This window comes from Halorubrum salsamenti, assembly GCF_007671685.1.
GTDB lineage: Archaea > Halobacteriota > Halobacteria > Halobacteriales > Haloferacaceae > Halorubrum > Halorubrum salsamenti.
This window is the reverse complement of sequence record NZ_VCNL01000006.1, coordinates 64,438-82,921: the sequence shown is the minus strand read 5'-3', so window position 1 is coordinate 82,921 and position 18,484 is coordinate 64,438. Positions and strand designations below refer to the sequence as shown.

Below are 18,484 nucleotides of genomic sequence, written 5' to 3'. Positions count from 1 at the left end.
AGCTCACTCCTCGCGTTCGTCGGTTTCCTCGATGTCTCGTACGGTTCCGACTCCCTTGCTCGACCCCTCCCGGAAGACGAACCGCTGACCCTCCTCGATCAGGTACGGACGGAACTTGAACCGGACCGTCGTTCGCCCGGTGTCGCCGGGGAGGAGCCGACCGCCCTCGGGGGCGAAGACGGCCGCCTCCGAGACCGTCTCGACGTGGACCACCGGTTCGTACCCCTCCTGTATCCGCGTCGGGTGGTTCAACACCATCACCTCGGCCTCGAACTCGCGGACCGGCTCGGGGTCGCTCCCGCGGGGCACCAAGGCCATTCCGCGCTCGATCTCCTCCTCGTCGACGCCTTTTAAGGCGATCCCGACGATCCGGCCGGCGGTCGCCTTGTCGACTCGGTGGTAATGCATCTCGATCGACCTGACTTCGACCTCGCGGAACGAGCCGTCGGCCATCGGTCCCAAGAGGAGTTCGTCGCCGGCCTCGACGGTGCCGGAGTTGACCGTGCCGGACGCCACCGCGCCGACGCCGGTCACCTTGTAGCTCCGGTCGACGTACATCCGGAACTCCGCGCGCTCCGGGGTCGCCCGCTTCGGGAGCGTCTCGAACAGCCGGTCGAGCGTTCCGATCCCCTCCTTCGTCACCGCGCTGGTGCGGAGCAGGGGGACGACGCCGTCGCCCACCTCCGCGACCGCCGTGTCGATCCCGTGTCGGTCGACGAGGAGGGGGGTCTGGCCGGCGTCCCGGAGCGTCGACTCCACCTCGCGCTCGACCGCGGCGAGCCGATCGTCGCTCACGGCGTCCGCCTTCGTGATCGCGACGATCGTCGGCAGCTCCGTCGCCAGCAGGATCCCGAGGTGTTCGCGGGTCGTCTTCGTCGGGCCGTCGTCGGCGGCGACGACGAGGAGCCCGTAGTCGAGCTTCTGGCCGACGAGCCCGCGGATCGTCGTCCGGAGCCACGGCTCGTGGCCGACGGTGTCGACGAACGAGACCAGCCGGTCCGCCTCCTCGACGATTCGGGCCCGGTCGGACTTGCGGTGCGGGTTGTCCATCCGAACCGGCTCGTCGCCGTCGTCCTCGAAGCCGTAGACTGCGTACGACAGGTCGGCGGAGAGCCCGCGCTCGATCTCGTGGGGCTGAACGTCGAGGAAGCCGCGCGTGCCGCCCTGGCCGTCGTCGGCGCGGCCGGTGACGAGGGTGCCGACGAGCGTCGACTTCCCGTGGTCGACGTGGCCCGCCGTCCCGATCACGAGGTGGTCGTCGTCCGTCTCGAACATCCCGCCGTCGCGGAGGGTGGCGAGGCCGACGAGCCCCTCCGCGCTTCCGTTGCCCGCGGAGCCGGCGCTCCACGTCTCCACGTCGGCGATGTGAGCGTCCGCCTCGTCGGCCAGAAGCGAGAGCACGTCCATCGTCTCGGAGAAGGCGTCGGGCGTGATCCCGGCCAACCCGCCGTCGTCGGTGACGCCGAGGACGTAGGTGGCCTCGCCGTCGCCGGAGAGCACCCGATGTCGGAGCTGCGCCACGAGCGACTCCATCCGGCCCTCCGCCAGATGAACCTCGCGTGTCAGCCGCTCCTTGAACTCGATTTCGCCGCCGTCCCGTTCGCCGCGCTCGATGGCCCGCCGGAGGGCGGACCGGTCAGCGCTCATGTCCGTTCGTAGGCGACAGTCGGGCTTAACGGTTTTCGTGCTATGAGTCCCCACGTCACGCGATCGGAACCGAGCGATCGGGAGCGGCGGGGAGCCGTCGCCGCTCCCCGACGACGACCCTCGACGCACCCTTTAAGCGACCGCCGGAGGGAACGAGTGTATGGACACATCGGTCCCCAGCGTCGCCGAACGGCGCGTTCACGTCGCGCCGCTCGGCCACGAGCGCGACCGGATCGTCGAGCCCCTCCGCCGCCACGGCGCGGACGTAGTGTATCTACTCGCGGACGCCCCGGACCGCGAGGCCCCTCGCGGCGCCGTCGACTTCGAGTCGGCCGGGGCCTCGGACCCGGCGGACACCCGCGTCGACTCCGACCGGCTCACCGACTACCAGCGCGACGCGTGGGGCGCGGCCGCCGAGTTCGCGTCGGTCCGCGCGCTCCCCGTCGAACTCGCCGACGTGTACGACGTGCTCGGCGTGACGACGACGGTCGCCGCCCGGCACGGCGCCGGCGAGGACGACGGCGACCGGCTGTTCGCCAACGTCTCGACCGGCCCGCGGATCGCCGCGGTCGGCGTCGCGATGGCGTGTATGATCGTCGGCGCTCGGCCCTACAGCGTCGAGCCCGAGCGCCACCGCCACGACGTGCGCGAGGAGCCGCTCACCGAGGGCGTCGAGCGCACCGTCGACCTCCCCTTGTACCCGATGGACGCGCCGACGACCGATCAGGTCGCGGTGCTCGGTCGGCTCCACGAGCGCGCCGACGCCAACGTGACGACCGACAAGTGGAACCTGATCGAGTGGGCGGGCGAACGCGGCCTCGCCTTCCTCCGCGAGGCGGGCGCGAGCCGGACGGCGAAGTACCGCGCCTTGGAGACGCACGTGCTCTCGCCGCTCCGCGACCGCGGCTACGTCGAATTAGAGGACGTGGGGCGGTCTGACACCGTCCGCCTCACCGAGACCGGCCGCCGCGTCTTCTTCGCGTTCCAGCACAAGCTCGGCGAGGAGTGAGCGCGGTACGAACGACGCGGTTCGTCCGACCGATACGGGCTGTACGCTTCATCCGGACTATACACGGCTAACGTAGAATTGGGAACCGGCCATCGATTCAGATGCGTGACGCCCGCCGGGCGGTCGCGGTGCCCTCCCGCCCTCCGCTTTCCCCCTCCCACCCGCCGTCGGCCGCCGGCCGTCGTCGCCCCTCCCTCTCGGCGACGGCCGGTCGTCGCCGGCTTCCCCATCGGCGGCGGTCCCCGCTGACGCCGCCGCGCCCGCCCCGCGGACCGTCACGAAACGGCGGCCTCGCCGCCGTCTCCCCTTTTTAACCGCTCACCCGTTCCATCCCGACGCGAACCCACAGCCTTAGCACGCCGCCGCGGGACGGAGACGATGGATGTCGTCGAGGAGTACCAGTCGACGCTCGTCCTCGTCGCCGTCGCCGTCGGCCTCGCAGCCGGGCAGATCGACGGCGTCGCGCCGGTCGCCGACCGGATCATTCTCCCGTTCCTGATGGTCATGCTGTTCGCCGCGTTCGTGGGCGTTCCGCTGTCCAGCCTGCGGGAGGCGTTCGGGAACCGCCGGGTCGCGGGGTCGAGCCTGCTGGTCAACTTCGTGTGGAGCCCGCTGCTCGCGCTCACGCTCTCGACGGGTTTCGACTCGCGGCGCAGAAGATGACGATCGCTCCGATCACTCCACGGTCGCGTCTCCCTCCCGGCTCACTCCTCGGTCAAGTCGACGTACGTCCGGCGGACGGTCACGGGCGTCACGTCGGCGGCGTCGGCGGCCTCCCGCTGGGTGCACTCGGCGTCCAGCTCGCGGGCCGCGGTGTACAGGCAGGCGGCGGCGACGCCGACCGGGTTGCGGCCGTTCGCGATTCCCTCCTCGACGGCGCGCTCGGCCAGTTCGCCGGCGCGGCGCTCCACGTCGGCGTCGCAATCGAGGTCGCTCGCGAACCGCGGGAGGTACTCGGCGGGGCCGGTCGGCGCAATCGGCAGGCCGAGCTCGCGGTTCATCGCGTCGAAGGCGGCCCGGTGCTCGTCCTCCGTCGCCTTCGCCTCGGCGCAGATCTCGCCGACGGTACGAGCCACGTCGGCGGTGCGACAGGCGACGTACAGACAGGCGGCCGCGAACCCCTCCAGCGACCGGCCGCGGAGCAGGCTCTCGTCCTGCGCGGAGTCGAACAGCGTGCAGGCCGCGTCGCGGACGCTGTCGGGGAGCTCCAAGGCGCCGGTCAGCCGCCGGATCTCGGTGTACGCGTACACCTTGTTCCGGTCGCGCTTCGTCGAGATCTGCGCGCGGTTGTGCTGGGTCCGCATCCGAGCGAGCCGCCGCCGCTTGCGTCCCTTGACCTTCGTCGAGCGGCCGATCTCCGTCGAGAGCCCGCGGTCGTGGCGCGAGCGCGTCAGGGGTGCGCCGGTGCGCTTGGGGTTCGTGTCGTCGTCGGCGAACGACCGCCACTCGGGGCCGTGGTCGATCCGGTCGGCCTCGACGACGAGCCCGCAGTCGGTACAGACGCGCTCCGAGGCGTCGACGCGCGTGCGGCCGCCGCACTCCGGACACGTCTCGCGGGCGGCGGTCTCGTCGTCGGTCGCGGTCTCACCGGCGTCGACCGTCGCGGCGCGGCCCGCGGTTGCGGCGCGGTCCGCGGTCGCGGCGTCGTCGGTTTCGGTGCGGGGCGAACGGGTCTGGGTCGAGCGTGCCTCACTCATCACACGTCGAACTCGGGCCCGATCCCTTACTTAAACCCGGGAGAATTCGGGGCCGATCGGCCGGACCGGCGCGCTCGAACCGACCGGTAACCGATCGGTGTTTGACGGGTTCGACCCGCCGCAGTACGGTGGTTTTAACCCTCCGAGAGAGCCATCGGTTCGCATGACGCTGTCGGAGATCGCGGACGGCCTCGAAGTGACCGCGAGCCAGCGCGACCGGGGTGTCGCCGTCGCGGACGACACGGAGACCCCGCTCGTCGATCGGCTCGCGGAGCACGCGGACGACCTCCCGTGCACGCCCGAGGCGACGGCGACGCTCGTCGACGCCTACACCGCCGGGCGGAGCGTCGGCGACGCCGCCCGCGAGGCCGGCGTGACGCCGATGACGGGCGCGAAGGCCCTCCACCGCTGCGGCGTCGAGGGCGTCTGCCCGCTCGCGCCGACCCGCCGAGACGTGGTCCGCGACTGGCTGGACGGTCGGATCCCGCGGAGCGAGGCGGTCGCGCTCGCCGGCGGCGACGAGGCGGACTTCGCGCTGGCGACGTACGTCGAGACCCACGACCCGCCGTCGGAACTCGTCGAGGCGGTCGACGCCCACGTCGCCGGCTCCGCCCCGCTCGGCGCCGGATCCGACGGGTCCTCCGTTTCTGCCGGTTCCGCCGGAAGCGACGGCGACGCGCTCGGCGGCGCGCTCGGATCGCCCGACGGGCTCCGCTGAGCGCCGCGCTCACCTCCGCTCGCTTCGCCCCGCTTTTCTTCGCTTTCGCTCAGGGCGTCAGCCGATCGACCAGCCCGGGGTCCTCGAACTCGATCCCGACCGTCGCGTCGAAGGCGTCCTCGAACGCCGCCGCGACGGCGCGAACGTATTCCCCGTCTCCCGTCGCCGCCGTCGGCGCGCTCGCGACCGCGGACTCGGTCGGTGGGAGGCGAACGTCCGCGCCGCTCTCGGCTCCCTCTTCGTCGCCCTCCCCGTCGCCGCCTCGCGCCACCGCGATCGACCGATCCATTCCGGCGCCCACGTCGGCGATCCGACCGCGGAGCCGCTGGCGGGCGTCGCGGCCGTGCGTCGTCGCCGGGAACACCGCCGCCGTCCGGTCCGCGGCGGTGACCCCCGCGACCGCCTCGTTCGAGCCGACCGGCGCGGCGTCGACGATCACGGCGTCGTAGCTCGTCGCGGCCTCGTCGATCCGCCGCTCCAGCTTCCGGGCCGCCTCCGCGGTCTTCGCCCGCGCGACGCGCTCGAAGGGCGCGCGGGCCGGGATCGCGTCGGCACGGCCCGGGAGATCCGGGGCGTCGGCTCCGTCGCCGGTGCCGGCGCTCCCGGCGCCTCCGACGTTCCCGCCTCCCACAGCGATCGGGTACGTCGCCGCCGACAGCGACGCGCCGGTCTCGTCGGTGACGAGCGTCGTGAGGTCCGTCCCGATCCGCCCGGACACGTGCTCGGAGAGTCCCTGCGTCGTGAACGCGGCGTCGACGACCGCCACGTCGCGACCGTCGCGCGCGCCGAGCGCCGCCAGTTCGACCGCGGTTCGCGTCGTCCCAGCGCCGCCGGTCGCCCCGACGAGCGCGAGCGTTCTGGTGTGCATGGCTCCGCTCACTGGAGTCGATTGTTAAGCGTCGCGGATCGCTTCAGTGCCCGACACAATATTTATATAATTTTTATTACTAATGGTGCTGATACATGGCCGCTATCGCAGACGGAAAGTGGCGCGCGCTCGCGCTCGTCGGCGTCGCGGAGCTGTTCGCGATGACGCTCTGGTTCAGCGGCACGGCCGTCGGGCCGGAGTTGGCCGCGGCGTGGGGACTCTCCGCGGCCGAGACGGCCTGGCTGACCAACGCGGTCCAGCTCGGCTTCGTCGTGGGGGCCCTCGCGTCGGCGTCGCTGACGATCGCCGACGTCGTCCCGCCGCGGTACCTGTTCGCCGGCTCCGCCCTGCTCGGCGCGGCGGGGACGGCGGCCATCGCGGCGCTCGTCGCCAGCGGCCCGCCCGCGATCGCCCTGCGATTCCTGACGGGCGTCGCGCTCGCGGGGGTGTATCCCACCGGCATGAAGATGATGGCGTCGTGGTTCGACGGGGGACGAGGGCTCGCCATCGGCGTTCTGGTCGGCGCGCTGACGGTCGGATCGGCCTCGCCGCACCTCCTCCGGGCGGTCGGCGGGATCGGTCGCCCCGACGCGGTCCTGTACGGCACGGCCGCGCTGGCGGCGCTCGGCGGCGCGCTCGTCCTCGCGTACGAGGACGGGCCACACCAGCCGGAGACTGCGCCGTTCGATCCCGGCGCGGTCCGGCGGATCGTCACCGACCGCGGCGTCGTCCTCGCGAACACCGGCTACTTCGGTCACATGTGGGAGCTGTACGCGGTCTGGACGTGGATCCCGTTCTATATCGCCGCGAGCTTCGAGGTCGGCGGGATGGCCGACGCCGACGGCCGCGCCGCGCTGCTGGCGTTCGCGACTATCGCCGTCGGCGGCGTCGGCGCGTGGCTGGCCGGATCCGCGGCCGACCGCTGGGGTCGGTCCGCCGTCACCAGCCTGTCCATGGGCGTCTCGGGGACCGCCTGTCTGCTCGCGGGCGTCGTCTTCGGTTCGCCGCCGCTCGTGGTCGTCCCGTTCGTCCTCGTCTGGGGATTCTTCATCGTGGCCGACTCCGCGCAGTTCTCCGCTGCCGTCTCCGAACTCGCCGACGAGAGCTACGTCGGCTCCGCGCTGACCCTGCAGACCGCCGTCGGCTTCCTCATCACCATCGCTTCGATCCAGCTGGTCCCCCTCGTGCGGGACGCCGCCGGCTGGCGGTGGGCCTTCGCCCCGCTCGTCGTCGGCCCGCTCGTGGGCACCGGCGCGATGCTGTGGCTCCGCACTCTCCCGGAGGCCGACCGGCTGGCCGGGGGACGGGGGTGACGGGTCGGCGGGCGTTCGACCGCGGGTCGGTGTCGCGAGCGGTCGTCCGAGTCAGCCGCTCAGCCGTCGATCGCGGCGGTCACGTCCTCTGCGACGGCGTCGAGCTCGTCGTCGGAGAGGTCGGGCCGCTCGCCGCCGACCGCGTGGAGGGGCGCGCCGCCGTCGCCCTCGAACCGCGGGATGATGTGGACGTGGACGTGCGGGACCTCCTGTCCGGCCGCCTCGCCGTCGTTGATCCCGACGTTCGCGCCGTCGGCGCCGACGGTCGACTGGACGCGCGGCGTGAGCTCCGTCACGACCGCGAAGAGGTCGCTCGCGAGGCCGTCGTCGAGGTCTTTGACGTGTTGGGCGTGCGACTTCGGGATCACGAGCGTGTGCCCGCGTGCGAGCGGGTTGGCGTCGAGGAACGCCAGCACGTCGTCGGTCTCGTGGACGGTTCGGGCCGGGATGTCGCCGTCGACGATCGAACAGAAGACGCAGTCTGCGGACATACGCGAGGAGTCGTCGCGGCGGCCCATCAAGGTTTCCCGGAGGTAACCGGAACGCCGGCCGCGGGACGCGGTGACTCCTTCTACTCGTCCGCGTCTGGGAACGGGACCTCGACCAGGTCGCCGTCGCCGGGGAGGAGGCACTCGCCGCTGAACGCCTCCCGCGCCTCGCGGCGGATCGGAGAGGCGTCGGCGGCGTATCGCGAGGAGATGTGCACCAGCGCGAGCCGCTTCGCGCCGGCCCGGTCCGCGATCGAACCGGCCTCTCGGCCGGTCGAGTGGGCCGTGTCGCGGGCCCGGTCCTCCATGTCGTCGGCGAAGGTGGCGTCGTGGACGAGCAGGTCGGCGTCTTCCGCGGCCTCCACGGTCCCCTCTCGCGGGCGGGTGTCGGCGGTGTAGACGAACTTCCGGCCGGGCCGCGGCGGTCCCACGACCTGGTCCGGCTCGACGATCGAGCCGTCCTCGGCCTCGACCGGCTCGCCCGCGTGGAGCCGCCCGAACTTCGGACCGACGGGGACGCCGAGTTCCTCGGCCTTCGGTCGGTCGAACCGGCCGGGGCGGTCGTCCTCTTCGAGGACGTACCCCTGCGATACGGTCCGGTGGACCGTCTCGAACGCGCGGACCTCGTAGCCGTCGGCGTCGAGCGCGACCTCGCCGGGGGCGACCTCGTCGATCCGAATCTCGAACGCGGGGTCGTGGCCGACCGCGTGCACGAGGTCGTGGAGGTCGTCCGCGGTTCCCGGCGGGCAGTGGATCGTCAGCGGTTCGGTCCGGTCGTTGAACCCGAGCGTCTGGACCAGCCCCGGGATCCCGAGGACGTGGTCGCCGTGGAGGTGCGAGACGAACAGGTGGTCGATCCCGAACCCGGTGCCGTGCCGCATCATGCCGCGCTGGGTCCCCTCGCCGCAGTCGAACAGCAGGCGGTCGCCCTCGCGGTTGACGAACAGTGCGCTCGGCGCGCGCTCGGTGGTGGGGACGGCGCCGCCCGTCCCGAGGAAGGTGACGCGAAGGGACATGTCCAACTATCGGGGCGGCATTTGTAAACCGGTATCGATGACGTCGCCGTCGGCGCGCCCCGCCGGCGACACCGACATGTGTCCGCCGCCCCGACGACGACCGTGCACGACTCGATCGCCGCGCTGGTCGGACAGGAGGGATGGCGCGCCGAGGGCGACGCGGCGCGCGTCCACTACGACGGCGGGGGCGACCGGTTCGCGGTGGAGTTCTACGCGGACGCCGGGCGCGTCCTCTACTGGACGGTCCCGACTGTCGAATCCGACGCGGTCGCCGAGTCGGACGCGAGCGCCGCCACGGCCGCACCCGTTCCCCGCGAGCGGATCCCGGACCCTCTCCGGCGGCGCATCCGCGAGGACCTCGACGCGGCCGGCGTCGACCCGGACGTGGAGCGCCGCGAGATCTGATCTCGCGTCCGCTCTCGGACACCATCTCGTCTCCTTCCGTTTCGTCCGCTTCTGCCCGTTCCGATCCTCTGATCGCGCGCTTTGGCCGCCATTACCGGAGATTTCCGCCGATGTATTTCGGTTCGAAGGAAACGTATTTGCGGCGCGATACGATATGAAACGGTAATGAGTAGCGCCGAGTGGGAGGAAGACGACCCCTTCGAGGAACAGCGGGACAAGATCGAGAACCCGATGAAACGGCTGTTCCTCGCGTACGGTCGCGACTACCTCCCGCAAGTGACGGTCGGCATCTTCGCCAGCGTCTTCGCGCGGCTCCTCGACCTCCTCCCGCCGCTAATGTTAGGGATCGCCATCGACGCCGTGTTCTACCAGGACGCGCTCTTCAGCGAGCAGATCCCGCTCGTGGTCCTCCCGGACGCGTGGCTCCCGACGGGACAGGAGGCGCAGTTCTGGTTCACCATCGCCGTCATCGGCGGGGCGTTCGGTATCGGGGCGGCGTTCCACTGGATCCGCAACTGGGGGTTCAACGCCTTCGCGCAGAACATCCAGCACGACGTGCGGACCGACACCTACGACAAGATGCAGCGGCTCAACATGGAGTTCTTCTCCGACAAGCAGACGGGGGAGATGATGTCCATCCTCTCGAACGACGTGAACCGGCTCGAACGGTTCTTAAACGACGGGATGAACTCCCTGTTCCGGCTGTCGGTGATGGTCGTCGGCATCGGCGTGCTCCTCTTTTGGATCAACTGGCAGCTCGCCCTCGTCGCGCTCCTCCCGGTCCCGATCATCGGCGGGTTCACCTACCTCTTCATCAAGACGATCCAGCCGAAGTACGCCGAGGTGCGCTCCTCGGTCGGGAAGATGAACTCTCGGTTGGAGAACAACCTCGGCGGCATCCAGGTGATCAAGTCGTCGAACACCGAGCCGTACGAGTCCGACCGCGTCGACGACGTGTCGATGGACTACTTCGACGCCAACTGGGACGCGATCACGACCCGGATCAAGTTCTTCCCCGCGCTCCGCGTGCTCGCCGGCATCGGCTTCGTGTTCACCTTCGTCGTCGGCGGGCTGTGGGTGTTCCAGGACGCGCCGCCGAGCCCGTTCACCGGCGACCTCTCGGTCGGGATGTTCGTCGTCTTCATCCTCTACACCCAGCGGTTCATCTGGCCGATGGCCCAGTTCGGGCAGATCATCAACATGTACCAGCGCGCCCGCGCCTCCTCCGCGCGGATCTTCGGGCTGATGGACGAGCCCTCGCGGCTCGCCGAGGACCCGGACGCCGAGGAGCTGACCGTCGGCGACGGCGACGTGGTCTACGACGACGTGAGCTTCGGGTACGACGAGGAGACCATCGTCTCCGACATCGACTTCGCGGTCGAGGGCGGCGAGACGCTCGCCCTCGTCGGCCCGACGGGCGCCGGGAAGTCCACGGTGCTCAAGCTCCTGCTCCGCATGTACGACGTCGACGAGGGCGCCATCCGGATCGACGGGCAGGACGTGCGCGACGTGACGCTCAAGTCGCTCCGCCGGTCGATCGGCTACGTCGGGCAGTCGTCGTACCTGTTCTACGGCACCGTCCGCGAGAACATCACCTACGGCACCTTCGAGGCGACCGACGAGGAGGTCCGCGAGGCCGCGCGGGCCGCCGAGGCCCACGAGTTCATCGAGAACCTCCCGGACGGCTACGACACGATGGTGGGCGAGCGCGGCGTGAAGCTCTCCGGCGGGCAGCGCCAGCGCGTCACCATCGCGCGGGCGGTGCTGAAGGACCCCGACCTCCTCGTCCTCGACGAGGCGACCTCCGACGTTGACACCGAGACGGAGATGCTGATCCAGCGCTCGCTCGACCGGCTCACCGCCGACCGCACCACGTTCGCCATCGCCCACCGCCTCTCGACGATCAAGGACGCCGACACCATCCTCGTGTTGGAGGGCGGCGAGGTCGTCGAGCGCGGCACCCACGACGAGCTGTTGGACAACGGCGGGCTCTACGCGCACCTGTGGGGCGTGCAGGCCGGCGAGATAGACGAGCTCCCGCAGGAGTTCATCGACCGCGCACAGGAGCGCACCGCGCGGCTGATGGAGGACGCCGAGAGCGACGACGACTGAGCGACGGCCGGGCGACTCCGGGAGCGCGACCTACTCCGTCAGTCGACTCCAGTCGCCCGCCCGGTCGATCTCGGGCGTGCCGTTATCGTCTCCCCCTCCGCCGTCCTCTCCCTCCGCCGGATCGCCGTGATACCCGACCACCGCCTCGTCACCGAGCCCGTCGAGGATCGCGTCCCGAACCTCCCACGGCTCGGCGAACGTCGTCTCCTCGCACTCCTGAAGCGCCGATTCAAGCCGTTGCTCGCCCGCCGCGGTCTCCAGATCGAACCCTCCGTACTGCTCGATCAGCTCGGCGACCGACACCGGATACTGGTGCTCGCGGAGCGCCCGTTTCAGCGGCCCGAACGTGACCCCGTACGCCCGCGCTTGGTTCTCGTTGTCGCTGCTCATGGCTTATCTCTCAGCGCCCGTCGGATTAATACTCCCGCCTGGCCCGCGTGCGTTCGACTCGTCCCGTTCCGAGCGCGGACCGTCGCCTATACGGCACGTCCCGCCGAGGGGACGGTATGCGACTCGCGGACGCCACCTGGACCGACGTGCGCGACGCCGACGCCGACGTCGCGTTCGTCCCCGTCGGCAGCACCGAACAGCACGGCCCCCACGCCCCCCTCGGGACCGACACGCTCGACGCGGTCGCGGTCGCGGAGGCGGGCGCGGCGGCCTACGAGGCGGCGGAGAACGAAGACGGAGCGCCCGCCGAAGTCGCCGTCGCCCCGCCGATCCCCGTCGGCGTCGCCGAGGAGCACCGCGCGTTCGACGGGACGATGTGGGTCTCGCCGGGCACGTTCCGGGCGTACGTCCGCGAGGCGGCCGAATCGCTGCCGCACCACGGGATCGACCGGGTCGTGTTCGTCAACGGGCACGGCGGCAACGTGGAGGCGCTCGCGGAGGTCGCCCGCCGGTTCTCGCGCGACGACGCCCACGACGGATACGCGGTCGCGTTCACGTGGTTCGAGGCGGTCGGCGAGCACGCGGGCGACATGGGTCACGCCGGCCCGCTGGAGACGGCGCTGCTGCGCGCGACGAATCCGGAACTCGTTCGCGAGGACCGGATCGAGGCCGCCCGCGAGGAGGCCGCGGACCGCTGGGGCGAGTGGGTCTCGGGCGTGAACCTCGCGCACGACTCCGACGAGTTCACCGACAACGGCGTGGTGGGCGACCCGAGCGCCGGCGACGCCGAGCGCGGCGAAGTCCTGCTCGACCTCGCGAGCGACGCGCTCGCGGAGCTGGCGGCGGCCGTCGTCGGTCGGGAGTCGATTTAAAAGGAAGAGGCGTCGTTACTCCTCGTCTCCCTCGCTCTCGTCGCCTTCCTCGGCCTCGCCCGCCTCCGCCGCGTCCTGCAGCGCACCGCGGATCGCGGGGACGGTGCCGGTGAGCGAGCCGACCTCCTCGGCGGCGGCCTCGATGTCGCCGACGAGCGACTCCAGCTCCTCGATCTCCGCCTTTAAATCGTCGGCGTCCTCGAAGGCGTCGGCGCGCTCGCCGAGGACGTACGCCTTCTTCGCCGAGCGGACGCTGTCGACCGCGTCGCCGACGTCGAGCGCCGACTTCAGCCCGTTGAGCGCGCCGAGCACGTTGTCCGCGTCCGTCTCCCACACCGCGTCGGCGTCGGGAAGCTCCGCGCGCGCGGCCTGCAGGTGTTCGCGGACCTCGGCACGGGTCTCCTCGGCGGCCTCGCCGAACAGGTCGTCGTCGTCGAACGTGGACTGGCTCATACCCGAGTCGTCGTGCCGACGCCTTTTAAAAACGCGCCCGAAAGCGGAAGTGAAACTCGAGCCGACGCGGCGTCTGCGGTCCGGTTCGGTGTCGTCGGTCGTTCAGTTCCGCTCGGGTGCGACGACCGGACCGCAGTCGTTCACACGCGATTCCACGGCGCCTCCTCGAAGTCGACGACTCCCTCGTCGACGAGGTCGTCGAGCGCGGGCAGCGTCTCCTCGGGGTCGTAGGTGTCGATCGGCCAGTGGACGTACAGCAGGTCGATCGAGTCGACGCCGAGCCGGTCCCGGCTCACCCGCGCGGTCGCGGTCGCGTCGTCGTACGAGAGGTTGTCCGTCGAGAGCTTCGTCGCGACGAACAGGTCGTCGCGGTCGACGCCGGTGCGGTCGATCCCAGCCGACACCGACGCCTCGTTGTCGTACCCCTGCGCCGTGTCGATGTGCCGGTATCCCGTCTCGATCGCGTGGGCGACGCCGGAGACGCACTCCTCCCCGTCGGCCAGCTTGTACGTCCCGTACCCGAGCCTGTCGGAGTCGGTCACCATGTTCCCTCACGCAGGCGGTTGCACCCTCAACGTACCGGTCCCGAGCGGATCGCACCGCCCGGGAAGGCTGATCCACTTTTAAGCTCTCCCCGAGAGTCGGTGGACGTATGTCAACGAAAGAAGTTGCGCTGCGAAGCACGATCGGCGGCGTTTCGGTGGAAGGAAAGCTCCACACGCTCAGCGTCTGGTTCATCCTCGCGCTGCGGCTGATGATCGGACTCGCGTTCTTCCAGAGCGGCCTCGACAAGGTTCTCAGCGGCGAGTTCAGCGCCGCGGGATACCTCCAGAACGCGCCCGCCGCGAACGGTAGTCCCGCTGCGGGGCTGTTCGCCGCGATGGGCGAGAACGCGCTGTTCCTCGACTTCGTGAACGTCGCGGTGCCGTGGGGCGAAGTCCTCATCGGGCTCGGCGTGATCGTCGGGCTCCTCACGCGGCTCGCCGCGTTCTGGGGCGCGTTCATGATGCTCATGTTCTACCTCGGCAACTGGGACATCTCGCACGGCTACATCAACGGCGACTTCGCGTACATGCTCGTGTTCCTCTCGGTCGCCGCCTTCGGCGCCGGTCGGATCCTCGGACTCGATTCGATCGTCGAGCAGTACGAGGTCGGCGGTCAGCCCCTCGTCGAGCGGTACCCGTGGACGCGATACCTCCTCGGGTGAGGCGCCGTCCGGTTTCTTGGTGATGCGTCGCCCGCTCTCTCGGTGAGGCGTCGCCCGGTCCCGTACCGCTCGGGTACGCGGACCGGACGTTTCGCGGCGAAGGCCGTTATCATGCCTAATATTCGGGAGACAGTTATTATGACCGTCCGATCCGTGGAGATTCGCACATCATGCAAGAGGGATCGTCCTCCGGCGTCCGATCCAGTTACGGCGCGAAGCTCGCGCTGTCGCTGATCGGGGTCACGGGGGTCTCAGTTTCATACGGGGTCATCGTCTACCTCCGCGCGGAGGAGGCCGGGGCCGCGGGCGCGGAGGTCCGCTCCGGGCTCGTGGGGATGACGCTGTTGACGGTGATCGGTCTCGCGCTCATCGGCGTCACCGTCGGATCGAACACGGTCATCTCCCTGCGGCAGCTCACGGCCAAGGCCGAGCGGATGGCCGAGGGGGACCTCGACGTGACGCTGGAGACGGGACGAACCGACGAGGTCGGCCGGCTGTTCCGGGCGTTCGACGCCATGCGCGGCTCGCTTCGGTCCGAAATCGACGACGCCGAGCGAGCCCGCGAGGAGGCGGAACGGGCGCGCCGGGAGGCGACCGACCGAGCCGAGACGGTCGAGCGCAAGGCGACCGAGTACGAGTCGGCGATGCGCGCGCTCGCCGACGGCGACCTGACCCGACGCGTCGACCCCGAGAGCGACAACGAGGCGATGGCGCGGGTCGGCGCCGCGTTCAACGAGATGGCCGACGAGCTGGAGGGGACGGTCGCCTCCGTCGCGACCGTCGCCGAGGACACCGCCGACGTGGCCGGCACCGTCGACGACCGCACGGAGAGCCTGCGGGCGACGACCGGCACCGTGAGCGAGGCGGTCGAGGAGATCGCCGAGGGCGCTCGCACCCAGCGCGACGACCTGCAGGCGGCGACCGACGAGGCCGAGAACCTCGCGTCGTCGGCCGAGGAGGTCGCGTCCACTGTCACCGACGTGGCGGAGACCGCCGAGCACGCCGCCGCCGTCGGCGAGGAGGGCCGCGAGGCCGCCGAGGAGGCGCTCGCGGAGATGGACGCGGTCGAGGAGACGACCGCGGAGACGACCGCTGAGGTCGAGGCGCTCGCCGAGGAGGTCGAGGAGATCGGCGAGGTGGTCGACACCATCTCGGAGATCGCCGAACAGACGAACCTGCTCGCGCTCAACGCCTCCATCGAGGCGGCCCGCTCCGGCGCCGACGGCGCCGGCTTCGCGGTCGTCGCCGAGGAGGTGAAGGCGCTGGCCGAGGAGACGCAGGAGTCGGCGGGCGAGATCGAGGCCCGGATCCATTCCGTCCAGGAGCGCGCGGAGACGGGCGCCGACGCGATGGCGCGCACCGAACAGCGAATCTCCGCCGGCGTCGACACCGTCGAGACGTCGATCGACGCGCTCGAACGCCTCGCGGAGGCCTCCGAACGGACCGACACGAGCATGACCGAGATCACCCGAGCGACCGAGACGCAGGCCGACTCCGTGGACGCGGTGGTCGGCCACGTCGAGGACGTCTCCGCGATCAGCGCGCAGACCGCGAGCGCGGCCGGCGACGTGACCGGCGCGGTCGACGAGCAGGAACAGACCCTCGGCGCGGTCGAGACCGCGGCCGGGTCGCTGTCGGACCGCGCGCTCGCGCTGCGCGACGCGGTCGACGACTTCGAGTTCGCGGCCGCCGACGGTCTCGACGCCGCGTCAGGCGCTGTAGGCGACGGAGACGGCCGCCGCGATAGCGGCGCCGACGGCACCGCAACCGCGATCTCAGACGGGGGGCCCGATGGGGGGGCCGCCGACAGTCCCTTCGACTTCTCGCACGAGAACGGGGTCGACGATGGCTCCGGCGACGGCCTCGTCGATGACGGGGCGGACGGGGAGGGGGTGAACTGAGATGCTCGTCGACACCGCCGTCTGGGCGTGGATCGGCACGCTCGCGATGGTCGCCGGCACGATTCCTCCGCTGTGGACGTGGTACTCCCGGTCCTCGGAGACGGGCGAGTCGCACGCGGTCTACTACGCCACCCTCGCCGGGGTCACCGGCGTCGCGGCGCTCGCGTACCTCGCGATGGCGCTCGGAGTCGGCACGCTGTCGACGGCGGCCGGCGAGATCGAGGTCGTCCGGTACGTCGACTGGCTCGTGACGACGCCGCTTCTCCTCCTCTACCTCGGGCTGCTCGCCCGCCCGTCGCGGGGCGTGCTCGCCGGGCTGATCGGGATCGACGTGGTGATCATCGCCGGCGGGATCGTCGCCGCCGCCACCGCCGGAACGGTCTCGTGGGTCGCCTTCGGCGTCGCCGGAGTCGCGTACCTCGGGCTCGTCTACGGGCTCCTCGTCGCGCTCCCCCGATCGGCCTCGGCGGAGGGCGACCGAGTCCGCGCCGTCTTCGGCACGCTCCGGAACATCACGGTGGTGCTGTGGACGCTGTACCCGGTCGTGTGGCTGCTCGCGCCCACCGGTTTCGGCCTGCTGACGCCGGCGACGGAGATGCTCGTGTTCGTCTACCTCGACGTCGTCTCGAAGGTCGGCTTCGTCGTCGTCGCGGTCGCGGGCGCCGACGCGCTCGACTCCCTCGGCGACCGAGACGAATTCACCGCCGTCGACGCCGCGGACCCGGGCGCCGAGGAGCACACGACCGTGCTCGGCGACGACTGAGTCGCGTTCCGTTTCCCTCTCACGCCGCTTCTTCCGTTACTCCCCGTCCGCGACGAGGTCCTCGTACCGCGCGCCGGTCTGTTTCAGCGTCTCCGTCGAGTAGAGCCGCTCGTGAGCGAACGGGAGGTGCTCGGCCGCCAGCTCGTCGATCTTCGCGTCGACGGCCTCGGCCTCGCGCCCGTGGATCATGGTGAACAGGCTGTACTCCCACCCCTGTTCGGGCCGGCGCGGGCGGTGGTAACACAGCGTGACGTACGGGAGGCTCCCCACCGCCTCGCCGCGCTCGTCGAGCTCGTCGTCGGGCACGTCCCAGACCACCATGCAGTTGTTCGTGAACCCGGTGACGACGTGGTTGACGACGCAGCCGATCCGCTTGATACAGCCGTCGGCGAGCAGGCGCTCGACCGCCGCGAGGACCTCGTCGACGGGGGCGTCGATCTCGCTCGCCACGTCGGCGTAGGGAGTCGCCGACAGCGGGAAGCCGTCTTGGATCGCCAGGAGGAGGTCGGCGCCGAGCGGTGTGAGGTCGCTGCGAGCGTTCTCGGAGATGCGGGTGGCGGAGACCGCGGTTTCTTCGAGTGATTCACGCGCGAAGCGATCGCCGTTGACGACGGGAAACTCCAGATCGATGTAGTAGTCCGTGAGCATCGGGAGGGCCAGCACCTCGCAGCCGGTCCGCTCCTCGATCTCTTCGAGGATCGCGTCGCGCGTCTCCCGCGAGCCCGCGGTGACGACGAACCACTGGTTCCACTCGTGGTCGCGGCGGTAGTTGTGGTTCACCTGCCGGTAGCCGTTGATCACCTCGGCGATCTCGTCGAATCGGTCCTCGGGCGCTCGCACGGCCGCGAGCGTCGAGGATCCGATGACTGGCGGGTTGAGAACCGCGCCGAACCGCCGGAACACGCCGCGCTCGCGGAGATCGCGGACGCGATCGAGGATCGCGTCGGCGTCGACATCGCTTCCCGTTTCAGCCGCGATCTCGCGGGCGACCCGCTCGAAGGGGCGCGGCTCGACGGGAAAGCCGCTCTGGTACTCGTCGATGAGGGCCGCGTCGACCGCGTCGATGTCGGCCCGCCAGTCGGCGTCCAGACTCATTACCCGGATAAGGGGTCGCGCCTACGTACGGGTTTCGGAGCCGGTTCGGCGGCGTCGGGGGTCGGAACCGATCGGTCGTCGTCGGGGGCGAGGCTGTCAGCGGGGACGGTAGGGCCTTCGCCGTCGTTGTCTGAGGTGCGTCAGTCGTCAGCGGAAGCCTCGCCCGGCGCCGGTGCGAACGCCTGAGCGCTCTCCTCGAACTGCGCCGTCGAGCAGCCGCCGACGGTCGCGGCCTGTTCGAGCGTCAGTGTGCGGGCGCGATACAGCGTGAGCGCGGTGGCGACGGATTTGGACGTCATCGGGAACAACCGTTCACTAGATGGATGAACATATAACTCTAACGCCTTTTAGAACGTGTTACAGAATCTACTAGCGATAGAATTGCCAGTTTTTGTTTTTATAATGCTTTAAAAACAACGAACGTCTGTTTATGCTATGCGATCGAGTACCACGGAACCGGTGCGAGCCGGCCGGCTCACCGTGTTCGTCGCTCGCGCGCACCGCGAGCGAGGCGGTGATCCGGTTCTCGT

At 70.6% G+C, this 18,484-nt stretch carries 18 protein-coding genes and 2 pseudogenes; 10 read left to right on the top strand and 10 right to left on the bottom strand.

Features of this window, described 5'->3' with window-relative positions:
- Positions 1-3 precede the first annotated feature (3 nt).
- Positions 4-1,647, bottom strand: a complete 1,644-nt coding sequence (locus FGL94_RS15265; RefSeq protein ID WP_144927219.1) for a GTPBP1 family GTP-binding protein — start codon at positions 1,645-1,647, stop codon at positions 4-6.
- A gap of 160 nt (positions 1,648-1,807) precedes the next feature.
- Between FGL94_RS15265 and FGL94_RS15260 the strand changes: the two genes are divergently transcribed.
- Both FGL94_RS15260 and FGL94_RS15255 read left to right on the top strand, forming a co-directional pair.
- Positions 1,808-2,656, top strand: a complete 849-nt coding sequence (locus FGL94_RS15260) for an HFX_2341 family transcriptional regulator domain-containing protein (protein ID WP_144927216.1) — start codon at positions 1,808-1,810, stop codon at positions 2,654-2,656.
- 378 nt (positions 2,657-3,034) lie between these two features.
- A pseudogene (locus FGL94_RS15255) lies at positions 3,035-3,298 on the top strand (arsenic resistance protein); the annotation flags it as partial.
- Between the two features lie 62 nt (positions 3,299-3,360).
- Here the strand turns inward: FGL94_RS15255 and FGL94_RS15250 are convergent.
- On the bottom strand, positions 3,361-4,353 hold the full coding sequence (locus tag FGL94_RS15250) for a transcription initiation factor IIB (RefSeq protein WP_144927213.1): 993 nt from the start codon (positions 4,351-4,353) through the stop codon (positions 3,361-3,363).
- Between the two features lie 163 nt (positions 4,354-4,516).
- On the opposite strand from FGL94_RS15250, the gene FGL94_RS15245 reads away from it, so the two are divergent.
- Entirely contained in the window at positions 4,517-5,071 is a 555-nt protein-coding gene (locus tag FGL94_RS15245; RefSeq protein WP_144927210.1) for a DUF7858 family protein, read from the top strand.
- A gap of 49 nt (positions 5,072-5,120) precedes the next feature.
- Here FGL94_RS15245 and FGL94_RS15240 read toward each other — a convergent pair whose 3' ends face one another.
- Positions 5,121-5,939: a P-loop NTPase family protein gene (locus tag FGL94_RS15240; protein WP_144927207.1), complete on the bottom strand. Its 819-nt coding sequence runs from the start codon at positions 5,937-5,939 to the stop codon at positions 5,121-5,123.
- A 95-nt stretch (positions 5,940-6,034) separates the two neighbouring features.
- Between FGL94_RS15240 and FGL94_RS15235 the strand changes: the two genes are divergently transcribed.
- Positions 6,035-7,252: an MFS transporter gene (locus FGL94_RS15235; protein WP_144927204.1), complete on the top strand. Its 1,218-nt coding sequence runs from the start codon at positions 6,035-6,037 to the stop codon at positions 7,250-7,252.
- A 59-nt stretch (positions 7,253-7,311) separates the two neighbouring features.
- Here the strand turns inward: FGL94_RS15235 and FGL94_RS15230 are convergent, their stop codons facing one another.
- Both FGL94_RS15230 and rnz read right to left on the bottom strand, forming a co-directional pair.
- Positions 7,312-7,743: an HIT family protein gene (locus FGL94_RS15230; protein WP_144927201.1), complete on the bottom strand. Its 432-nt coding sequence runs from the start codon at positions 7,741-7,743 to the stop codon at positions 7,312-7,314.
- A gap of 80 nt (positions 7,744-7,823) precedes the next feature.
- Positions 7,824-8,756 (bottom strand): ribonuclease Z, encoded by a 933-nt coding sequence (gene rnz, locus FGL94_RS15225; protein WP_144927198.1) that lies wholly within the window; start codon positions 8,754-8,756, stop codon positions 7,824-7,826.
- A gap of 102 nt (positions 8,757-8,858) precedes the next feature.
- Between rnz and FGL94_RS15220 the strand changes: the two genes are divergently transcribed.
- The gene (locus tag FGL94_RS15220; protein ID WP_144927195.1) at positions 8,859-9,161 is read left to right on the top strand and encodes a DUF7538 family protein; all 303 of its coding nucleotides are present in this window, start codon (positions 8,859-8,861) and stop codon (positions 9,159-9,161) included.
- A 165-nt stretch (positions 9,162-9,326) separates the two neighbouring features.
- Positions 9,327-11,273, top strand: coding sequence for an ABC transporter ATP-binding protein (locus FGL94_RS15215; RefSeq protein ID WP_144927192.1), 1,947 nt, complete (start codon positions 9,327-9,329; stop codon positions 11,271-11,273).
- Between the two features lie 30 nt (positions 11,274-11,303).
- On the opposite strand, the gene FGL94_RS15210 is transcribed toward FGL94_RS15215, so the two are convergent.
- A complete protein-coding gene (locus FGL94_RS15210) occupies positions 11,304-11,663 on the bottom strand; it encodes a DUF5789 family protein (protein WP_144927189.1) in 360 nt (119 codons plus the stop codon).
- Positions 11,664-11,779: 116 nt separating this feature from the next.
- On the opposite strand from FGL94_RS15210, the gene FGL94_RS15205 reads away from it, so the two are divergent.
- Entirely contained in the window at positions 11,780-12,535 is a 756-nt protein-coding gene (locus FGL94_RS15205) for a creatininase family protein (RefSeq protein WP_144927186.1), read from the top strand.
- 15 nt (positions 12,536-12,550) lie between these two features.
- Here FGL94_RS15205 and FGL94_RS15200 read toward each other — a convergent pair whose 3' ends face one another.
- The gene (locus FGL94_RS15200; RefSeq protein ID WP_144927184.1) at positions 12,551-12,988 is read right to left on the bottom strand and encodes a DUF5790 family protein; all 438 of its coding nucleotides are present in this window, start codon (positions 12,986-12,988) and stop codon (positions 12,551-12,553) included.
- A gap of 170 nt (positions 12,989-13,158) precedes the next feature.
- Positions 13,159-13,533 (bottom strand): annotated as a pseudogene (locus FGL94_RS15195) (aldo/keto reductase); the annotation flags it as partial.
- A gap of 107 nt (positions 13,534-13,640) precedes the next feature.
- Here FGL94_RS15195 and FGL94_RS15190 point away from each other — a divergent pair.
- The 3 genes from FGL94_RS15190 to FGL94_RS15180 all read left to right on the top strand — a co-directional run bounded on the left by FGL94_RS15190 (position 13,641) and on the right by FGL94_RS15180 (position 16,859).
- Complete coding sequence (locus FGL94_RS15190) at positions 13,641-14,195, top strand: DoxX family protein (protein ID WP_144927181.1); 555 nt, start codon at positions 13,641-13,643, stop codon at positions 14,193-14,195.
- Between the two features lie 170 nt (positions 14,196-14,365).
- Positions 14,366-16,096 (top strand): methyl-accepting chemotaxis protein, encoded by a 1,731-nt coding sequence (locus tag FGL94_RS15185; RefSeq protein ID WP_144927177.1) that lies wholly within the window; start codon positions 14,366-14,368, stop codon positions 16,094-16,096.
- Position 16,097: 1 nt separating this feature from the next.
- Positions 16,098-16,859, top strand: a complete 762-nt coding sequence (locus FGL94_RS15180; RefSeq protein ID WP_144927174.1) for a bacteriorhodopsin — start codon at positions 16,098-16,100, stop codon at positions 16,857-16,859.
- 36 nt (positions 16,860-16,895) lie between these two features.
- Here FGL94_RS15180 and ahbB read toward each other — a convergent pair whose 3' ends face one another.
- Together ahbB and FGL94_RS18425 are read right to left on the bottom strand one after the other, a co-directional pair.
- A complete protein-coding gene (gene ahbB, locus FGL94_RS15175) occupies positions 16,896-17,954 on the bottom strand; it encodes a siroheme decarboxylase subunit beta (RefSeq protein ID WP_144927171.1) in 1,059 nt (352 codons plus the stop codon).
- Positions 17,955-18,094: 140 nt separating this feature from the next.
- Positions 18,095-18,253: a DUF7317 family protein gene (locus FGL94_RS18425; RefSeq protein ID WP_186313431.1), complete on the bottom strand. Its 159-nt coding sequence runs from the start codon at positions 18,251-18,253 to the stop codon at positions 18,095-18,097.
- Between the last annotated feature and the right edge of the window lie 231 nt (positions 18,254-18,484).